The organism is Nocardia cyriacigeorgica, from assembly GCF_010868145.1.
Classification (GTDB): domain Bacteria; phylum Actinomycetota; class Actinomycetes; order Mycobacteriales; family Mycobacteriaceae; genus Nocardia; species Nocardia cyriacigeorgica_D.
In genome coordinates this window covers 1-15318 of record NZ_JAAGUY010000020.1, presented here as the reverse complement: position 1 = coordinate 15318, position 15318 = coordinate 1, and the positions used below count along the sequence as shown (strand labels likewise).

The 15318-nt window shown below is 68.6% G+C and carries 12 protein-coding genes; 6 read left to right on the top strand and 6 right to left on the bottom strand.

Annotated features, from left to right (window positions below):
* The first annotated feature begins 187 nt into the window (after window positions 1-187).
* Both GV792_RS20870 and GV792_RS20865 read left to right on the top strand, forming a co-directional pair.
* On the top strand, window positions 188-1129 hold the full coding sequence (locus GV792_RS20870; RefSeq protein WP_163825972.1) for a patatin-like phospholipase family protein: 942 nt from the start codon (window positions 188-190) through the stop codon (window positions 1127-1129).
* Between the two features lie 128 nt (window positions 1130-1257).
* Window positions 1258-1605 carry a hypothetical protein gene (locus GV792_RS20865; RefSeq protein WP_163825971.1) on the top strand — a complete coding sequence of 116 codons (348 nt, stop codon included), beginning with the start codon at window positions 1258-1260 and terminating at the stop codon, window positions 1603-1605.
* 73 nt (window positions 1606-1678) lie between these two features.
* Here the strand turns inward: GV792_RS20865 and GV792_RS20860 are convergent, their stop codons facing one another.
* From GV792_RS20860 to GV792_RS20850, 3 genes are all read right to left on the bottom strand, one after another.
* On the bottom strand, window positions 1679-2869 hold the full coding sequence (locus tag GV792_RS20860; protein ID WP_309139139.1) for a YVTN family beta-propeller repeat protein: 1191 nt from the start codon (window positions 2867-2869) through the stop codon (window positions 1679-1681).
* Window positions 2870-2993: 124 nt separating this feature from the next.
* Complete coding sequence (gene lat / locus GV792_RS20855; RefSeq protein ID WP_178124436.1) at window positions 2994-4343, bottom strand: L-lysine 6-transaminase; 1350 nt, start codon at window positions 4341-4343, stop codon at window positions 2994-2996.
* A gap of 64 nt (window positions 4344-4407) precedes the next feature.
* Complete coding sequence (locus GV792_RS20850) at window positions 4408-4860, bottom strand: Lrp/AsnC family transcriptional regulator (protein ID WP_163825970.1); 453 nt, start codon at window positions 4858-4860, stop codon at window positions 4408-4410.
* Window positions 4861-4970: 110 nt separating this feature from the next.
* Here GV792_RS20850 and amaB point away from each other — a divergent pair, with 110 nt between their 5' ends.
* Complete coding sequence (amaB, locus tag GV792_RS20845) at window positions 4971-6500, top strand: L-piperidine-6-carboxylate dehydrogenase (RefSeq protein ID WP_163825969.1); 1530 nt, start codon at window positions 4971-4973, stop codon at window positions 6498-6500.
* Between the two features lie 6 nt (window positions 6501-6506).
* On the opposite strand, the gene GV792_RS20840 is transcribed toward amaB, so the two are convergent.
* Window positions 6507-7343 (bottom strand): SDR family oxidoreductase, encoded by an 837-nt coding sequence (locus GV792_RS20840; protein WP_163825968.1) that lies wholly within the window; start codon window positions 7341-7343, stop codon window positions 6507-6509.
* Window positions 7344-7400: 57 nt separating this feature from the next.
* On the bottom strand, window positions 7401-8348 hold the full coding sequence (locus GV792_RS20835) for a patatin-like phospholipase family protein (protein ID WP_163825967.1): 948 nt from the start codon (window positions 8346-8348) through the stop codon (window positions 7401-7403).
* A gap of 68 nt (window positions 8349-8416) precedes the next feature.
* On the opposite strand from GV792_RS20835, the gene GV792_RS20830 reads away from it, so the two are divergent.
* The gene (locus tag GV792_RS20830) at window positions 8417-9037 is read left to right on the top strand and encodes a TetR/AcrR family transcriptional regulator (protein ID WP_163825966.1); all 621 of its coding nucleotides are present in this window, start codon (window positions 8417-8419) and stop codon (window positions 9035-9037) included.
* Window positions 9038-9079: 42 nt separating this feature from the next.
* Here GV792_RS20830 and GV792_RS20825 read toward each other — a convergent pair whose 3' ends face one another.
* Window positions 9080-9625 (bottom strand): histidine phosphatase family protein, encoded by a 546-nt coding sequence (locus tag GV792_RS20825; RefSeq protein ID WP_163825965.1) that lies wholly within the window; start codon window positions 9623-9625, stop codon window positions 9080-9082.
* Between the two features lie 68 nt (window positions 9626-9693).
* On the opposite strand from GV792_RS20825, the gene GV792_RS20820 reads away from it, so the two are divergent.
* A complete protein-coding gene (locus GV792_RS20820) occupies window positions 9694-14292 on the top strand; it encodes an ATP-dependent helicase (protein WP_163825964.1) in 4599 nt (1532 codons plus the stop codon).
* 24 nt (window positions 14293-14316) lie between these two features.
* On the top strand, window positions 14317-15099 hold the full coding sequence (locus tag GV792_RS20815) for an Fpg/Nei family DNA glycosylase (protein WP_163825963.1): 783 nt from the start codon (window positions 14317-14319) through the stop codon (window positions 15097-15099).
* The last annotated feature ends 219 nt before the right edge of the window (window positions 15100-15318 follow it).

Below are 15318 nucleotides of genomic sequence, written 5' to 3'. Positions count from 1 at the left end.
CGCGGCAAAACGCAACCAAGCTGTGGGCAACGGAGGGGCGACCCCGAGGGAGCCCCGTTCGCGGCCCGTCTCGCGTTTGTGCGGCCGCTGCGCACGCCGTAGGCAAGCAGCGGTCGCGCAAACGCGAGACACAAGGGGGCCGCGAACACGCCGCGCCAGCGGCAAATGAACACAGTATCGTGGTCGGGTGACCAGCTCTACCCCCGCCGTCGCGGAGGTCATTCGTACCCGCGTCGAGTCCGGTAGCCGTACCGACGGGCACCGGCTGGTGCTCGTCGTCGAGGGCGGCGGCAGCCGCGGTGTGTATTCCAGCGGCATGGTGCACGGGCTCGAACAACTGGGGTTGGCCGCGGTGTTCGACGCCGTCTATGGCACCTCCGCCGGCGCCATCAACGGCGCGTGGCTGCTGTGCGGACGGGCCGAGCCCGGTATGCGGTCGTGGACCGATCCGGCGATCATGCGCCGCGCCATCGACCCGGCCAGGCTGCTGCGTGGACGTCCGGCCTTCGATCTGCGGTATCTGGTGCATCAGGTCTACGACGGGATCGAGCCGATGGATTTCCCCGCGATCCTGGCCAACCCCACCACCTTTCATCCGGTGGCCACCGATGTCCGCACCGGGCTCGCGGTCGATCTGAGCCGCCACATCGTGGACAAGCGCACCCTCATGACCGCGCTGCGAGCCTCCGCGGGGCTACCGATCCTGGCCGGGCCACCGGTCCCGCTCGGCGATGCGTGCTACCTCGACGGCGGACTGGCCGAGACCGTGCCGATCCGCACCGCACTGCGTTCGGGCGCGACCCACGCGGTGGTGCTGCGCACCCGGCGCGTGGACGAGCGACGTCCGGCCGCATCGCGGATCCACTCCGTGGTCGGTGGCACCTATCTGCGGGTGCGTGCGCCGGGCGCCTACCGGGCCTGGCTGGAGCGCCCGCAGCAGCAATCGGTGGAAGATCGAGTGCTGACCGGCCTGGGCGATGCCGTCCTGCAGATCCACCCGCCCGCAGGCTCGCCCGCCGTCGACAGCGCGGCCCGCGATACCGAGCTACTGGCACGCGCGCTCGAGATCGGGCGGCGGGCAGCGCACGTCGCGCTGGCCGATGTGGTGGCACAGCTCGATCGCGGCTGACCGGTGTGCGGACGGCTGCCATCGGACAGCCGCTGATGTCCCGGGGCTAACCTTGCACGGGTCGCCGACGGTGGTCGCGACCGATACCGCCGACGCCGCTGCTCGGCGCCCGAGACCGAAGAGAGCTGATGGAACCGATCGAGATCAACGCGGGCTCCTGGTACCTGCGCGCACTCCGGGCCGATGAACGTATCGACGATCGTCCGGCGCTGGCCGAGGGCGGGATCACCGATGCCGAGTACGTGCATCGCCGCAACGGGCAGTGGGACGACGAAACGCACTACTCATGGGCTGTGTGCGAGCCGACGACCGCCGAACTCGTCGCCGAAATCGGCGTCACGCCCGGCACCGACGGTTCCGCCCAGATCACCGGCTGGTCCCGGCGCGGCTACGACGAGGCCCTCGACGCCGGGCTGACAGCGGTGCGGCGGTTCACCGAGGGCGCGCTCGGGCTGAACCCGCGCCCGGCCGACTGAACAACGTGCCACGCCGAGTCCGGGACTGCCGAAGCATCCGTCCCGGCCCGGCTCTGCCCGTTCGATCGAGGGTTCAGCGCATCACACCCGTATGCCCGGTCGAGTAGCGCCCCGGCTGCGGCCACACCGTCAGCCCGTGCGCGCCCTTGCCCACCGGGATACGGGCCAGCAGCTTCCAGTCGATGATGTCGATGGCATAGACCTCGCCATGGTGGCGGCCCGAGACCCAGAAGACGCGGCCGTCGGCGGAGATGTTGCCCATATCCGGGCTGCCGCCGCCGGGCAGGAACCAAGTGTTGACCAGTTTGTCCTCGGCGAAATCCCAGACCGAGATGCTGCCCTCGTGCCGGTTGGTGATGATCATCTGCTTCGAATCACGGGTGATGTACAGCCCGTGTGCACCGTGGCCGGTGGGGATGAAACCGGTGTTCTCGAAGGTCAGGGCGTCGAAGACGTACATACCGTTGGCCACCATATCGGCGACGAAGAACTGGGTGCCGTCCGGCGAGAGCTTCACGTCCTGTGGTTTGCCGGACCGGCCGCCGGGCAAATCGATCGTCCTGATCGGCTTGCGCTCGGCGATGTCGAAAACTAGCATCCGGCCGATGAATTCGCAGCTGGCCAGTGCGAACCGCCCGTCGGCCGTGAAGTCCATATGGTCGACGCCCGCGCAGTCGGGCACCGGGACGCCGTGCAGCTTCTGCCAGGTCTTCGGGTCGTAGAAGTCCAGCGACTTGTCCGCCTCGGCGACGACGAGAGCGAACTTGCCGTCCGGGGTGTAGTACATGTTGTACGGATCGCGCACCGGAATCGGTTGCCCCGGTGTACCGGTCCGCGGGTCGATCGGCAGCAGGCTGCCGCCGCCGATGGGCAGATCATTGGTGACATACAGCGTCTGCATGTCATAGGAGGGGACCACATGCTGCGGTTCAAGCCCGCCCGCGGAGAAGCTATCGACCACCTGGAAGGTCGCCGGGTCGATCACGGTGACCGAATTCGATTCACTGTTGGGCACATAAACCAGCGGCCGGTGGTCGGCGACCGACGGATCGAGTTCCCGGTTGGCCGCGTAGACGTCGGTATCCGACAGCGGCGGCGGCATACCCGGTAGCAGGTTGGCCAGATGGGGTGGCGGCGGCGCCGAGGTCGTGGCGCCGGTGGGGGTGTCGATGTGCTGAACGGAGCCCGCTTCGCTGGTGGAGCAGCCGGCGACGGCGGCAACCACCGCGAGCGAGGCGGCCAGGGGTGCCCGACGACGATTCACGCACGGTACCCGCGACTGAATGAAGTGCTGACGGGAGGACATGGCAGCGACCCTAAGGATAACCAGCCGGTAGCGCAGCTATCCGCGCCGAAACAGGCCGAAACCCGTTCGAGCCGAATCGTGCTCAGTCGAGGTCGGTCAGCACCCGGTCCACAGCCGCTACCGCGGCGTCGAGCTCCTCGGCGGTGACCGTCAACGGCGGACGGAACCGGATGCCGCGTTCACCGGTGCCGAGGATGAGCACATGTTCGCGTTCGCGCAGTTGGGTCAGCACGTCGTCACGGAACCGGGTGTCCGGCAGGTCCATCGCACACATGAGGCCGCGACCGCGCGGTTCGGTGAGGGCCGGATGTCGCTGTGCCAGGGCGGTGAGCCGGTCCAGCAGATGGGTGCCGAGCAGCCTGGATCGGTCGACGAGCCCGTCGTGTTCGATCACCTCGAGGATGCGGCGGGTGCGCACCATATCGGTGAGATTGCCGCCCCATGTGGAGTTGAGCCGGGAGCTGACGGCGAACACGTTGTCGGGTACCTCGTCGACGCGGCCGCCGGCCATCACGCCGCAGACCTGGGTCTTCTTACCGAACGCCACGGCGTCGGGTGCGAGCCCCAATTGCTGGTAGGCCCAGGTCGTTCCGGTCATACCGACCCCGGTCTGTACCTCGTCGAGCACGAACAGCGCGTCGTTGTCGTGGCACAACTGCTGCATCGCCTGGAGGAACTCGGGGCGCAGATGCCGGTCGCCGCCCTCGCCCTGGATGGGTTCGGCGATGAAACACGCGATGTCGTGCGGGTTCTCGGCAAAGGCTCTGGCAGCCTGGTCGAGCGCGTGCTGCTCCGCGACCGCGATATCGCGGCCCGCACCCAGATACGGCGCGTCGATGCGCGGCCAGTCGAAGGCAGGGAAACGTGCCGTTTTGGCCGGGTCGGTATTGGTCAGCGACAGGGTGTAGCCGGTGCGGCCGTGGAAGGCGCCGGTCAGATGCATCACCTTGGTGCCCAGTCGCGGTGACCGGCCGTGGCTTTCGTTATGTCTGCTCTTCCAGTCGAAGGCCACCTTGAGCGCGTTCTCCACCGCGAGGCCGCCGCCGTCGATGAAGAACAGATGCGGGAGCCCGGGGTCGCCGAGCACCCGGACGAAGGTCTCCACGAAGCGGGCCATGGCCACGGTGTAGATGTCGGAGTTGCTCGGCTTGTTGAGGGCGGCGGTGGCGAGCTCGGCGACGAATGCCTCGTCCTCGGCGAGAGCCGGATGGTTCATGCCGAGGGCATTGGAGGCGAAGAAGCCGAACATGTCCAGGTAGGTGGTGCCGTCGCGTTCGTCGACGAGGTGGCGGCCCTGCGATCGTCGCAGGTCGAGAACCAGCTCGAAGCCATCGGCGAGGATGCTCGCCGACAAGATCTCGTGGACCCGGGTGGCGGTGGTGACCGATACCTCGTCACCATCCGAGCGGGTGCGCTCCAGTTCGATGGTCACATCCGCAGGGTACGAAAGATTTAGCGAAATCGCTACAACAAAACGGAGAAACTCCGGTCAAGCGCTACCTGTCGTAGAATGTCTGCAAGATGATCGTGCTTCGCGTGCGGACATTGGCGGTCGCCCGGATCTCCTGCAACAGCTGCTCCAGATGACGGGGCGAAGCCACTCGAACCAGCAGCACATAACTCTCATCGCCCGCTACCGAGTGGCACGCCTCGATTCCGGGCACCTGCTGCAACAATGCGGGCGCGTCATCGGGTTGCGACGGGTCGAGAGGAGTGATCGCGACGAATGCCGACAGCAGATGACCGAGCGCCTCGGGATCGACGTTCGCGGTATAGCCCCGGATCACGCCCCGCGCTTCCAACCTGCGCACCCGCGACTGCACGGCCGACACCGACAGGCTCGCCTTCTCGGCCAGATTCGACAGGGTGGCCCGGCCATCGGCCATCAGCTCGCGTATCAGTAGCCGATCGATATCGTCGAGAACGGGTTTTGCCGGTGTTTCCGCCATCAGCGAAGGCTAACGCAGCCAACGCGGCCCGTGCAGAAAACTTGTAATCGTTCATTCCGCGACCGGAGCGCCGAGCCCACCGGTCACCCACGTCGAAGCGGAGGACCCAGATGACCTATATCGTCGGCGAACATTCGGCCCGCGTACTTCCCGGCCGCGCCGAAGCACTGCTCGACGCGCTCGGCGCCGAACCGCCCATCCCCGGCACACTGGTGGCTCGCACCCCCATCACCGGCGGCCAGCTGGCCACCCTGCGCCCGGACTCCCCCGACGACGTCGCGGCCGCGATCGACCGGGCCGCCACGGCGTTTCGGACCTGGCGCACGGTGCCCGCACCGGTGCGCGGCGCACTGGTCCGCAGGCTGGCCGTTCTCCTCGAAGCCCATAAGGAGCTGCTGGGCGAGCTTGTCACGCTGGAGGCGGGCAAGATCGGCGCCGAGGCGGTCGGTGAAGTGCAGGAGATGATCGATGTCTGCGAGTTCGCCGTTGGGCTGTCCCGCCAGCTCTACGGACGGACCATGCCGTCGGAACGTCCCGGCCACCGGCTGATGGAGACCTGGCATCCGCTGGGCGTGGTCGGGGTGATCTCGGCGTTCAACTTCCCGGTCGCGGTGTGGGCCTGGAATACCGCGATCGCGTTGGTCTGTGGTGACACCGTCGTCTGGAAGCCGTCGGAGACCACCCCGCTGACCGGCCTGGCCTGCCACGCACTGCTGCGCCGCGCCGCAGCGGACGTCGGCGCCGATCCGCAGGTCCATCAGTTGATCCTCGGCGGCACGGAGGCGGGCGAACGGCTCGTCGATGACGAACGGGTGGCGCTGCTGAGCGCGACGGGTTCGGTGCGGATGGGCCGCACGGTCGCGCCCCGAGTCGCGGCGCGCCTCGGTCGCTGCTTGCTGGAGCTGGGCGGCAACAACGCGGCCATCGTCACCGAGTCGGCGGATCTCGAGCTCGCGGCGCGCGGCATCGTTTTCGCGGCAGCGGGCACGGCCGGACAGCGGTGCACCTCGCTCCGACGGCTCATCGTGCACGCCGATGTGGCGGGCCCGCTGCTGGACCTGCTGGAGGGCGCGTATCTACAACTGCGCGTCGGCAGTCCGCTCGAGCCCGGTGTACTGGTCGGGCCGCTGATCGACGGGAAGGCCTATGCGGGTATGACCGCCGCGATCGATCGCGCGCTGGCCGACGGCGGCGAATTGATCTGTGGTGGTGAACGAGTGGACGGTTTCGGCGACAACGCCTACTACGTGCGCCCGGCGATCATCCGCATGCCCACCCAGACTGCGGTCGTGCGGGAGGAGACCTTCGCGCCGATCCTGTACGTGCTCACCTACCACGATTTCGATGGCGCGGTCGAACTGCACAATGCAGTGCCGCAGGGGCTTTCGTCGTCGGTGTTCACCACCGACCAGCGCGAGGCCGAACGCTTCCTCGCCGCCGACGGCTCCGACTGCGGCATCGCCAATGTCAATATCGGTACATCCGGCGCGGAGATCGGCGGCGCTTTCGGCGGCGAGAAGCAGACCGGTGGCGGGCGCGAATCCGGGTCCGATTCCTGGAAGGCCTATATGCGCCGCGCCACCAACACCATCAACTACTCCGACGACCTGCCGCTGGCACAGGGCATCGAGTTCGGCTGAGCCCGCTCAGGTGATCGAACGGACCTGGGCCTCATAAGCGGCCCTGGTCTGCTCGTCGGACGGGTGCAGGGCGCGGTTGCCGTCGAAGAGGTTGCGTACCAAGCGGACCGCCCGTTCCGGCGCCGCGGCCAGCGCGATATCGATCGGGCCGAGATAGTTGGGCACGGCGACCTCGGCACGGCGGGTGCGGCAGGTCTGCACGATCGCCTCGGCCACGTCGGTCGGATCGACGGTGGGCATACCGCGGCCGAGGGTGAGTCCCGAGGACAGGCGGGTCCGCACCGCCGAGGGCAGCACCGCGCTGACGCTGATGCCGTGCTCGGCGAATTCCAACCGGGTGGCGGCCGTGAGCCCGACCGCGGCGAACTTACTGGCGTTGTATACCGCCAGGCCCGGCACCGGGATCTTGCCTGCGAGAGAGGCCACATTGACCACATGGCCGCGACCGCGCTCGATCATGCCTGGTACCACCGCACGCATGCCGTGGATCAGGCCCCAGACATTGATGTCGATGGTGGCGTGGCCGACCTCGTCGGATTCGTCGAGGAAGGCGCCCGCGGGCATGACACCGGCATTGTTGACGAGGATGTCGACCGCACCGACCTCGGCGACGACAGCGTCCCAGTCGGGCCGCGACCGTACATCGAGGCCGAAGGCGCGCGCACCGATCGCGGCCGCCGCCGCCTCGGCCGCGACGAGATCGACGTCGGCGATCACCACGTCGGATCCCTTGGCGGCGAACATTTCTGCCGTGGCCTGGCCGATGCCGCGACCGGCGCCGGTGATCAGTACCGTCGCGGCGGACAGGTCGATGCCGGGGTATCCGTGGCCGAGAATTCCCATCTCTGTTCTCCTCAGAATGTGTCTATCGGCGGCGCAACCGCCTGACGGCCCGATCGCTCAGACGAGCGCGGCGTGTTCCAGAGCGCGGCGGGTGCTGCGCAGGCTGTGTTCGAAGGTGGCGAGACGGCGACGGCCGTCCATGAAGTTGGGACCCATCACCGCGAGATCGTCGGCGGTCGCGCCGAGCAGCAGCACCCTGGTCCCGGTGGCGCGCAGGGTGACGATCTCGGCGGCGAGCTGAGCGCTCATCCGGTCGCGCAATTGGCGTTCGAGCAGATGCCAGGGGCCAGCGGCCGGGATGCGCTCGGCCGACGCCATCGGGGCGAGCACGATCACTTCGTCGAGCTGCTGTCCGGCGAGTAGATCCACCGAGGCGGTGGATCCCGCGCCGCCGTCGACGAATCGGCGGGAGCCGATCGTCACCGGCGGGTACCAGCCGGGAATCGCCCAGGAGGCACGCAATGCCTCGCCCAATGTGGCGGCGGGCGCATCGGGGGCGCCGAAGGGGACGCGCTCGCCGGTCGCGGTGTCCATACCCACGAGCCAGGTCGCCGGATGTGACACCCAATTCTGATTCGGTGCGACGGCCTCGGCGAGGCGCTGCAACCAGCTCGCATCACCCCCACCGACCGGAAGGAGCGTGCTGCCCGCGGTCAGCAGCCGCTGCCCGGAGTCGGGGCCGCGCACCGCCAGTCGTGAGGGATGCCACCGAAGCCGTGGCAAGGGCGGAAAACGGCCGGGCTCATCGCGCATGTGCGCGGCCAGGATCGGATTCGAGGTGGCGCCACGCTGCATCGACACCAGTTCGTCGACGCCGATGCCGCTGCCGAGCATGGTGACCAGCTCGGCACCTGCCGACGTGCCGATCAGGACATCCGCGGTGCGCGGATCCCACTCCAATGTGTCCCGTACCGCGGCGAGCGCGGCGACGATCCAGGCGGCGCCGAGCGTGCCACCGCATCCGATGGCCAGGCCACGGCGTTGTGACCTGTTGTTGTTACTCATATTTTCAGACACTAGCAGATTTCAGATACTGTCGGTATCCGAATTCCTGGGGTATCTAGAATCGGGGTATGGCACGACTGACCCGGTCCGAAAGTCAGGCGCGCACCCGCGCCGACCTGATCGCGACCGCACGCGATCTCTTCCTGACCGACGGCTATGCCCGGACCAGCCTGGACCGGGTCGCCGAGGCAGCGGGTTTCTCCAAAGGAGCGGTGTATTCGAACTTCCGCACCAAGAAACAGCTGTGCCTCGAAGTACTCGACTTGATCCACGAGACGAAGTTCGGCGAGATCACCACCCTGCTCGCGGCCGGGACCAGCCTGGACGACCAGCTCGAACGGCTACAGGAATGGGCCGAACGCACGCTGGGCGATGTCGGGTGGACCATGCTCGAATTCGAGTTCGCGATCGTCGCACGGGATGATCCGCAACTGCGCGCCGAGCTGGTGTCGAGCCTCGATGCCGTGCGCGGCGCGGTCGCCGCACAGGTCCAGATCCTCGCCGATTCCGCTGGCATCGAATTGCCGCTGTCCGCGGAGGAAGCCGCGGGCGCGGTGCTGAGCATGGGGATCGGCCTCGGCATCCAGCGCGCCGTCGATCCGTCCCTGTCGGCGCGGTTGATCACCGATGCGGTGCGAATGCTGCTCACCGCGGGAACACCGTCGACACCGGTGCGCAGCCACGGCTGACACCTCGCGCGGAGGAAACCAACCGACTGGCGTTCGCGCGGTTCAACGGCCGAATCGCACCGTCCAGGCGCCGCGATGGTGCAGCCGAACAGCCTGCCCCGGCGGGACGTCCAGTCGCCAGAAGGACGCCGCCGGTGCATCCAGTGCCACCAGCAGTGCGGCCCGGATCACCGCCGGATGCGTGATGGCGACCGTGGATCGGCCACTGTCGGCGACTACGCCGAGCCATGACCCGACACGGTCGATCACGTCACTGATCGAGTCGCCGCCGTGCCCGCGGAACCCCGGATCGGTGAGCCAGGCCTTCGCCTCGTCGGGTGAGAGAGCGGCAAGCTCGCGACCCCGCCAGCGTCCCGCATCGAGATCACGCAGGGCCGGCTCCGTACTGCCCGACAGTCCGAGCTGCTGCGCCGTGCCGACGGCACGGCGCTCCGGGGCGATCAGAACCCTCGCCTCAGCGGGCGGCCGATACGGCTCGAGGGCATTGCGACCGGATTCGGTGAGCGGTTCGTCGTCGGGGAAGCGCGCGCGGCGCATGGCCTCGGTCACGCCGTGGCCGATGAGGTCGAGTCTCAGGACGCCGGGCACAGGTGCAGGGTACGGGGATCGATGCTGGTCGCGGCGTCCGTGTCGGTGCCGGGGTGCACACTGATCTCATGACCGAGTTCTCCACCGCGACCCGGGAGTGGTTCGACGGCGCATTCCCCGCGCCGACGGAGGCCCAGCTCGGCGCCTGGCGGGCGATCGCGGCCGGTGAGCACACCCTGGTCATCGCGCCCACGGGTTCGGGTAAGACATTGTCCGCGTTCCTGTGGGCGATCGATCAGCTGGCCACCGGGGAGAAATCGGACGAGCCGGGCACCACGGTGCTGTATGTGTCGCCGTTGAAGGCGCTCGCCGTCGATGTGGAGCGCAATCTGCGTGCCCCACTGGTCGGCATCACCCAGACCGCGAAACGGCTCGGCCTCGACCCGCCACACATCAGCGTCGGCGTGCGTTCCGGCGATACCACTGCGAGCGAACGCCGCTCCATGCAGCGCACGCCGCCCGACGTCCTGATCACCACGCCGGAATCGCTGTTCCTCATGCTCACCTCCGCCGCCAGGGACACACTGCGGACGGTGCGGACGGTGATCGTGGACGAGGTGCACGCCATCGCCGGGTCCAAGCGCGGCTCCCATCTGGCGTTGTCGCTGGCCCGGCTCGACCTGCTCACCGAACGCCCGGTGCAACGGATCGGGCTCTCGGCCACCGTGCGCCCACCCGAGGAGGTCGGGCGCTTCCTGGTCGGCAACGCGCCGCTCACCATCGTGTCCCCACCCGCACCCAAGACCTTCGACCTATCGGTGCGGGTGCCGGTCACGGATATGACCGAGCCCGGCGAATCGGATCAGCCGGGGTCGATCTGGCCGCATGTGGACGAGGCGATCGTGGATCTGGTGCTCGCACACCGGTCGTCGATCGTGTTCGCCAATTCTCGCAGGCTGGCCGAACGGCTCACCGCGCGTCTGAACGAGACGTTCGCCGAACGCACCGGCGATCCGGTCGAGACCGAACACGCGCCGCCCGCGCAGCTCGGACCGTCCACCGAGGTGGTCCACGGTGCGGCACCGCTACTGGCCCGCGCACACCACGGCTCGGTCAGCAAGGAACAGCGGGCGCTGATCGAGGACGATCTGAAGAGCGGGCGGCTGCGCTGTGTTGTCGCCACCAGCAGCCTCGAGCTCGGCATCGATATGGGTGCCGTCGATCTGGTGGTTCAGGTGGAGGCGCCGCCGTCGGTGGCCAGTGGGCTGCAACGAATCGGGCGAGCCGGTCATCAGGTCGGCGAGATCTCGCGCGGGGTGCTGTTTCCCAAACACCGCACCGATGTCATCCATTGCGCGGTCGCCGCGCAACGCATGACCACCGGGCAGATCGAGGCCATCCAGATCCCGGCCCATCCGCTCGACATCCTGGCCCAGCAGACGGTCGCGATGTGCGCGCTCGACCCGGTCGACGTCGACACCTGGTTCGAGGTTGTCCGCGGCACCGGAAGTTATGCGACGCTGCCGCGTTCGGCCTATGAATCGGTCCTCGACCTGCTGTCCGGCCGGTACCCCTCCGACGAATTCGCCGAGTTGCGTCCGCGCCTGGTCTGGGATCGCGACGCGGGCACGCTGACCGGCAGGCCGGGTGCGCAGCGGTTGGCGGTCACCTCGGGCGGTGCGATTCCCGACCGCGGCATGTTCGCGGTGTACATGGTGGGCGAAAAGGCTTCCCGTGTAGGCGAACTCGATGAGGAGATGGTCTACGAATCGCGCGTCGGCGATGTCTTCGCCCTCGGCGCGACCAGCTGGCGCATCGAGGAGATCACTTTCGACCGGGTGCTGGTGACGCCAGCGTTCGGCTTGCCGGGGCGGCTGCCATTCTGGCACGGCGACGGCCTCGGGCGGCCCGCCGAATTGGGTGCGGCGCTCGGAGAGTTCATCCGGCGGGCAGGGCAGGGGAGCGATCCGGCGCACGACGGTGTCACGGAGCTGGTCGGCACGGCCGGGCTCGACGCGAACGCCACCTCCAATCTCATTGCGCTCCTGGATGATCAACGCGCCGCGACCGGCCGCCTGCCGACCGACCGCACCCTGATCGTTGAGCGATTCCGCGACGAACTCGGCGACTGGCGCCTTGTGCTGCACTCTCCTTACGGGCTCCCGGTGCACGCGCCGTTGGCACTCGCGGTCGGTGCCAGGCTGCGGGAAAGATTCGGGGTCGACGTCGCGCCGAACGCCTCCGATGACGGCATCGTGGTGCGGCTACCGGACACCACCGACGACCCTCCCGGTGCCGAACTGTTCGCCTTCGAACCGGACGAGATCGACGAGATCGTCACCGAACAGGTCGGCGGTTCCGCGCTGTTCGCCGCCAGGTTCCGTGAATGCGCGGCCCGCGCGCTGCTACTGCCGCGGCGCGATCCCGGAAAACGCGCACCACTGTGGCAGCAACGCCAGCGGTCGGCGCAGCTACTGGACGTGGCGCGCAAGTTCCCGGATTTCCCGATCCTGCTGGAGACGGTGCGCGAATGCCTGCGCGACGTCTACGACCTGCCGGCGTTGAGCGATCTGCTCGGCCGGCTGGCGCGGCGGCAGGTGCGGCTGATCGAGGTGGAGACGGCCACGCCGTCACCGTTCGCCAATGCGCTGCTCTTCGATTACATCGGCCAGTTCATGTACGACGGCGACAGTCCGCTGGCCGAGCGGCGTGCGGCGGCATTGTCACTGGATTCGAGCCTGCTGGCCGAACTACTCGGCCGAGTGGAACTGCGCGAACTGCTCGACGCTTCGGTCATCGAGCAGACCGAACGCGAATTGCAGCGGCTCACACCGGAACGGCTGGCGCGCGATGCCGAGGGCCTTGCCGATCTGCTGCGGCTGCTCGGCCCGCTCACCGCCGCAGAGGCCACCGAACGCTGCCGCGAGGATCCGGCGCCGTGGGCCGCGGAGCTGGTGCTGGCCCGGCGCGCGCTGGAGGTGTCCTTCGCCGGGCGTACCTGGTGGGCGGCCGTCGAGGACGCGGCGCGGTTGCGTGATGCACTCGGTGTACCGCTGCCCATCGGTACCCCCGCGGCTTTCATCGAGCCGGTCGCCGACCCACTCGGCGACCTGGTGGCGCGCTACGCCCGCACCCACGGACCGTTCGCAGTGGAGGCGGTCGCGGCCCGGTTCGGTCTCGGTATCGCCGTCGCCGGTGGTGCCCTGCATCGGCTCGCCACCGAAAAACGGGTGGTGGAAGGCGAATTCACGCCCGCCGCCGCCGGCTCGGAATGGTGCGACGCCCAGGTGCTTCGCCGGTTGCGCAGACGCAGCCTCGCCGCCGCACGGCACGAGGTGGAGCCGGTGTCCACCGCCACCTTCGGTCGTTTCCTGCCCGCCTGGCAGCATCTGGGCACCGGGGAGCTGCGTGGCATCGACGGCGTCGCCGCGGCGGTGGAACAGCTTGCGGGCGTACCGATGCCGGCGTCCGCGCTGGAGTCACTGGTGCTTCCCGCCCGGGTGCGCGACTACTCCCCCGCCATGCTGGACGAACTCATGGCCACCGGTGAGGTGCGCTGGTCCGGGCACGGCGCGATCAATGCCAAGGACGGCTGGATCGCGCTACATCCGGCCGACCAGGCACCTGTCACCCTGCCTCCGGCCGACGACATCGAACTCACCGAGCCACACCTACGTCTGCTCACCGCGCTCGGCGCACAGCTGCCGGCGTGGACACCCGCAGCGCTGCCACTTGCCGACGGGACGGCACCGGATACCGCGATGCGGCCCGGACCACCCGTGATGCGGGTGCCGCAGATGCTGCACGGCGGCGGCGCCTACTTCTTCCGGCAGCTGTCGGACTCCACCGGCCTTCTCGACGACGCCGCCGTCGCCGACGCCCTGTGGGAGCTGGTGTGGGCCGGACTCGTCTCCGGCGATACCTACGCCCCGGTCCGGGCTCGACTGGCGGGCTCCACTCGCACACCGACCGCGCACCGCTCCCCACGTCGCACCCCACGTGGCCGGGCCTACCTCCCGCGTCAAACGCTGCCCACCCGCTCCGGGCCTCCGACGGTCGCCGGCCGCTGGTCGCTGCTGCCGGACCGGCTGACCGACAATACGATCCGCGCGCACGCCACCGCCGATCTGCTCCTGGAGCGCTACGGGGTCCTGACCAGGGGTTCGGTACAGAGCGAAGGCGTGCCCGGTGGTTTCGCGCTGATGTATCGGGTGCTCACCGAATTCGAGGACCGCGGCCGGTGTCGTCGCGGCTATTTCATCGATTCGCTCGGCGGCGCCCAGTTCTCCACCACCGATGTGGTCGACCGCCTGCGGTCCTTCGACACCGACCGCACCGGGCGCGGAGCGGAGAGCGAGGCCCTGGCACTGGCGGCCTGCGATCCGGCCAATCCTTATGGTGCCGCACTGCCCTGGCCAAAGGGCGACGGCGAGTCCGGGCACCGCCCGGGTCGTAAGGCGGGCGCACTGGTGGTGCTGGTCGACGGCGAACTGGTGCTGTATCTGGAACGTGGCGGCAAGACGTTGCTCACCTTCACCGAGGACCCGGCCGCCCGGCAACGAGCGACACGGGCGCTGGCCGCCCTTGTACACGAGCGCAGGGTCGATTCACTGGTGATCGACCGGGTCGATGGTGAATCCGTGCACGGCAATACCTTTGCCACCTTCCTCACCGAGGCCGGCTTCGCCGCCACACCGCGCGGCCTGCGCCTGCGAGGGCGCCCGTGACCACCGAACCCTCCGGTGCGGGCGATGCCCGAGGGTGACACCGTCTACCTCACCGCACAACGCCTGCGTGCCGCGCTGGACGGCGAGGTATTGACGCGCAGCGATTTCCGCGTCCCCCGCTACGCGACGGTCGACCTCCGTGGACAGACGGTGGACAGTGTGGGCAGCTACGGCAAGCACCTGTTCATCCGCACCGAGACGGTCAGCATCCACACCCATCTGAAGATGGAGGGCAGCTGGCGGGTGTTCCATTGTGGCCAGCGATGGACCCAGCCGCGCGTCACCGCGCGCGTGGTGCTGGCCACCGCGGACGTGGAGGCGGTCGGATTCTCCCTCGGCATTGTCGAGGTGCTGCGCCGCGGCGAGGAGCAACGCGCGATCGACCATCTCGGCCCCGACCTGCTCGGCCCCGACTGGGATCCGGCCGAGGCAGTGGCCCGGCTGCGGAACCATCCCGATGAGCCCATCGGGATCGCCCTGCTCGATCAGCGCAATCTGGCGGGCATCGGCAATATCTATCGCAGCGAGGTGTGCTTCCTGCGCCGCGTGCACCCGGCCACCCCGGTCGCCGCCGTGCCGGACCTGCTCGCGCTGGTCAACGAGGCCCACCGGGTCCTCACCGCGGCCGCGCACCAACCGCCGTGGCGGCCGTTGGCCTACGGCCGCACTCGCAGGCCATGCCAGCGCTGCGGCACCCCGATCAGGGTCGAGCTGCTCGGCGAGACCGCACCGGAGTCGGATCGGGTCTCACACCGCGAACGCGGTATCTACTTCTGCCCGCGCTGCCAACCTGCGCTTTCGTTGTGATTTGCCATTCAATTGCTAATGATTCAACGAGTTCGCACGACAAGGACGGCGTAGTCGATTTCGCCGACCGATCGAAAGCGAGCACCTTATGCGGGCACCGACGACGCGGCAGCGCCTGGCCGCCATCGCCGGGCGCGTGCTGACCACTGTGCTCGCCGTTCTGGCCACCCTGCTGTTCAGCTATCTGCTGCTCCACGCGACCGGCCCGACCCCCTCCCC

Bases quoted from the DNA above. Each gene is read 5' to 3' on its own strand.
- amaB (WP_163825969.1), top strand. From the start codon at position 4,971: ATGACCTATATCGTCGGCGAACATTCGGCCCGCGTACTTCCCGGCCGC.
- GV792_RS20865 (WP_163825971.1), top strand. From the start codon at position 1,258: ATGGAACCGATCGAGATCAACGCGGGCTCCTGGTACCTGCGCGCACTC.
- GV792_RS20840 (WP_163825968.1), bottom strand. From the start codon at position 7,343: ATGGGAATTCTCGGCCACGGATACCCCGGCATCGACCTGTCCGCCGCG.
- GV792_RS20820 (WP_163825964.1), top strand. From the start codon at position 9,694: ATGACCGAGTTCTCCACCGCGACCCGGGAGTGGTTCGACGGCGCATTC.
- GV792_RS20815 (WP_163825963.1), top strand. From the start codon at position 14,317: ATGCCCGAGGGTGACACCGTCTACCTCACCGCACAACGCCTGCGTGCC.
- GV792_RS20835 (WP_163825967.1), bottom strand. From the start codon at position 8,348: ATGAGTAACAACAACAGGTCACAACGCCGTGGCCTGGCCATCGGATGC.
- GV792_RS20830 (WP_163825966.1), top strand. From the start codon at position 8,417: ATGGCACGACTGACCCGGTCCGAAAGTCAGGCGCGCACCCGCGCCGAC.
- GV792_RS20850 (WP_163825970.1), bottom strand. From the start codon at position 4,860: ATGGCGGAAACACCGGCAAAACCCGTTCTCGACGATATCGATCGGCTA.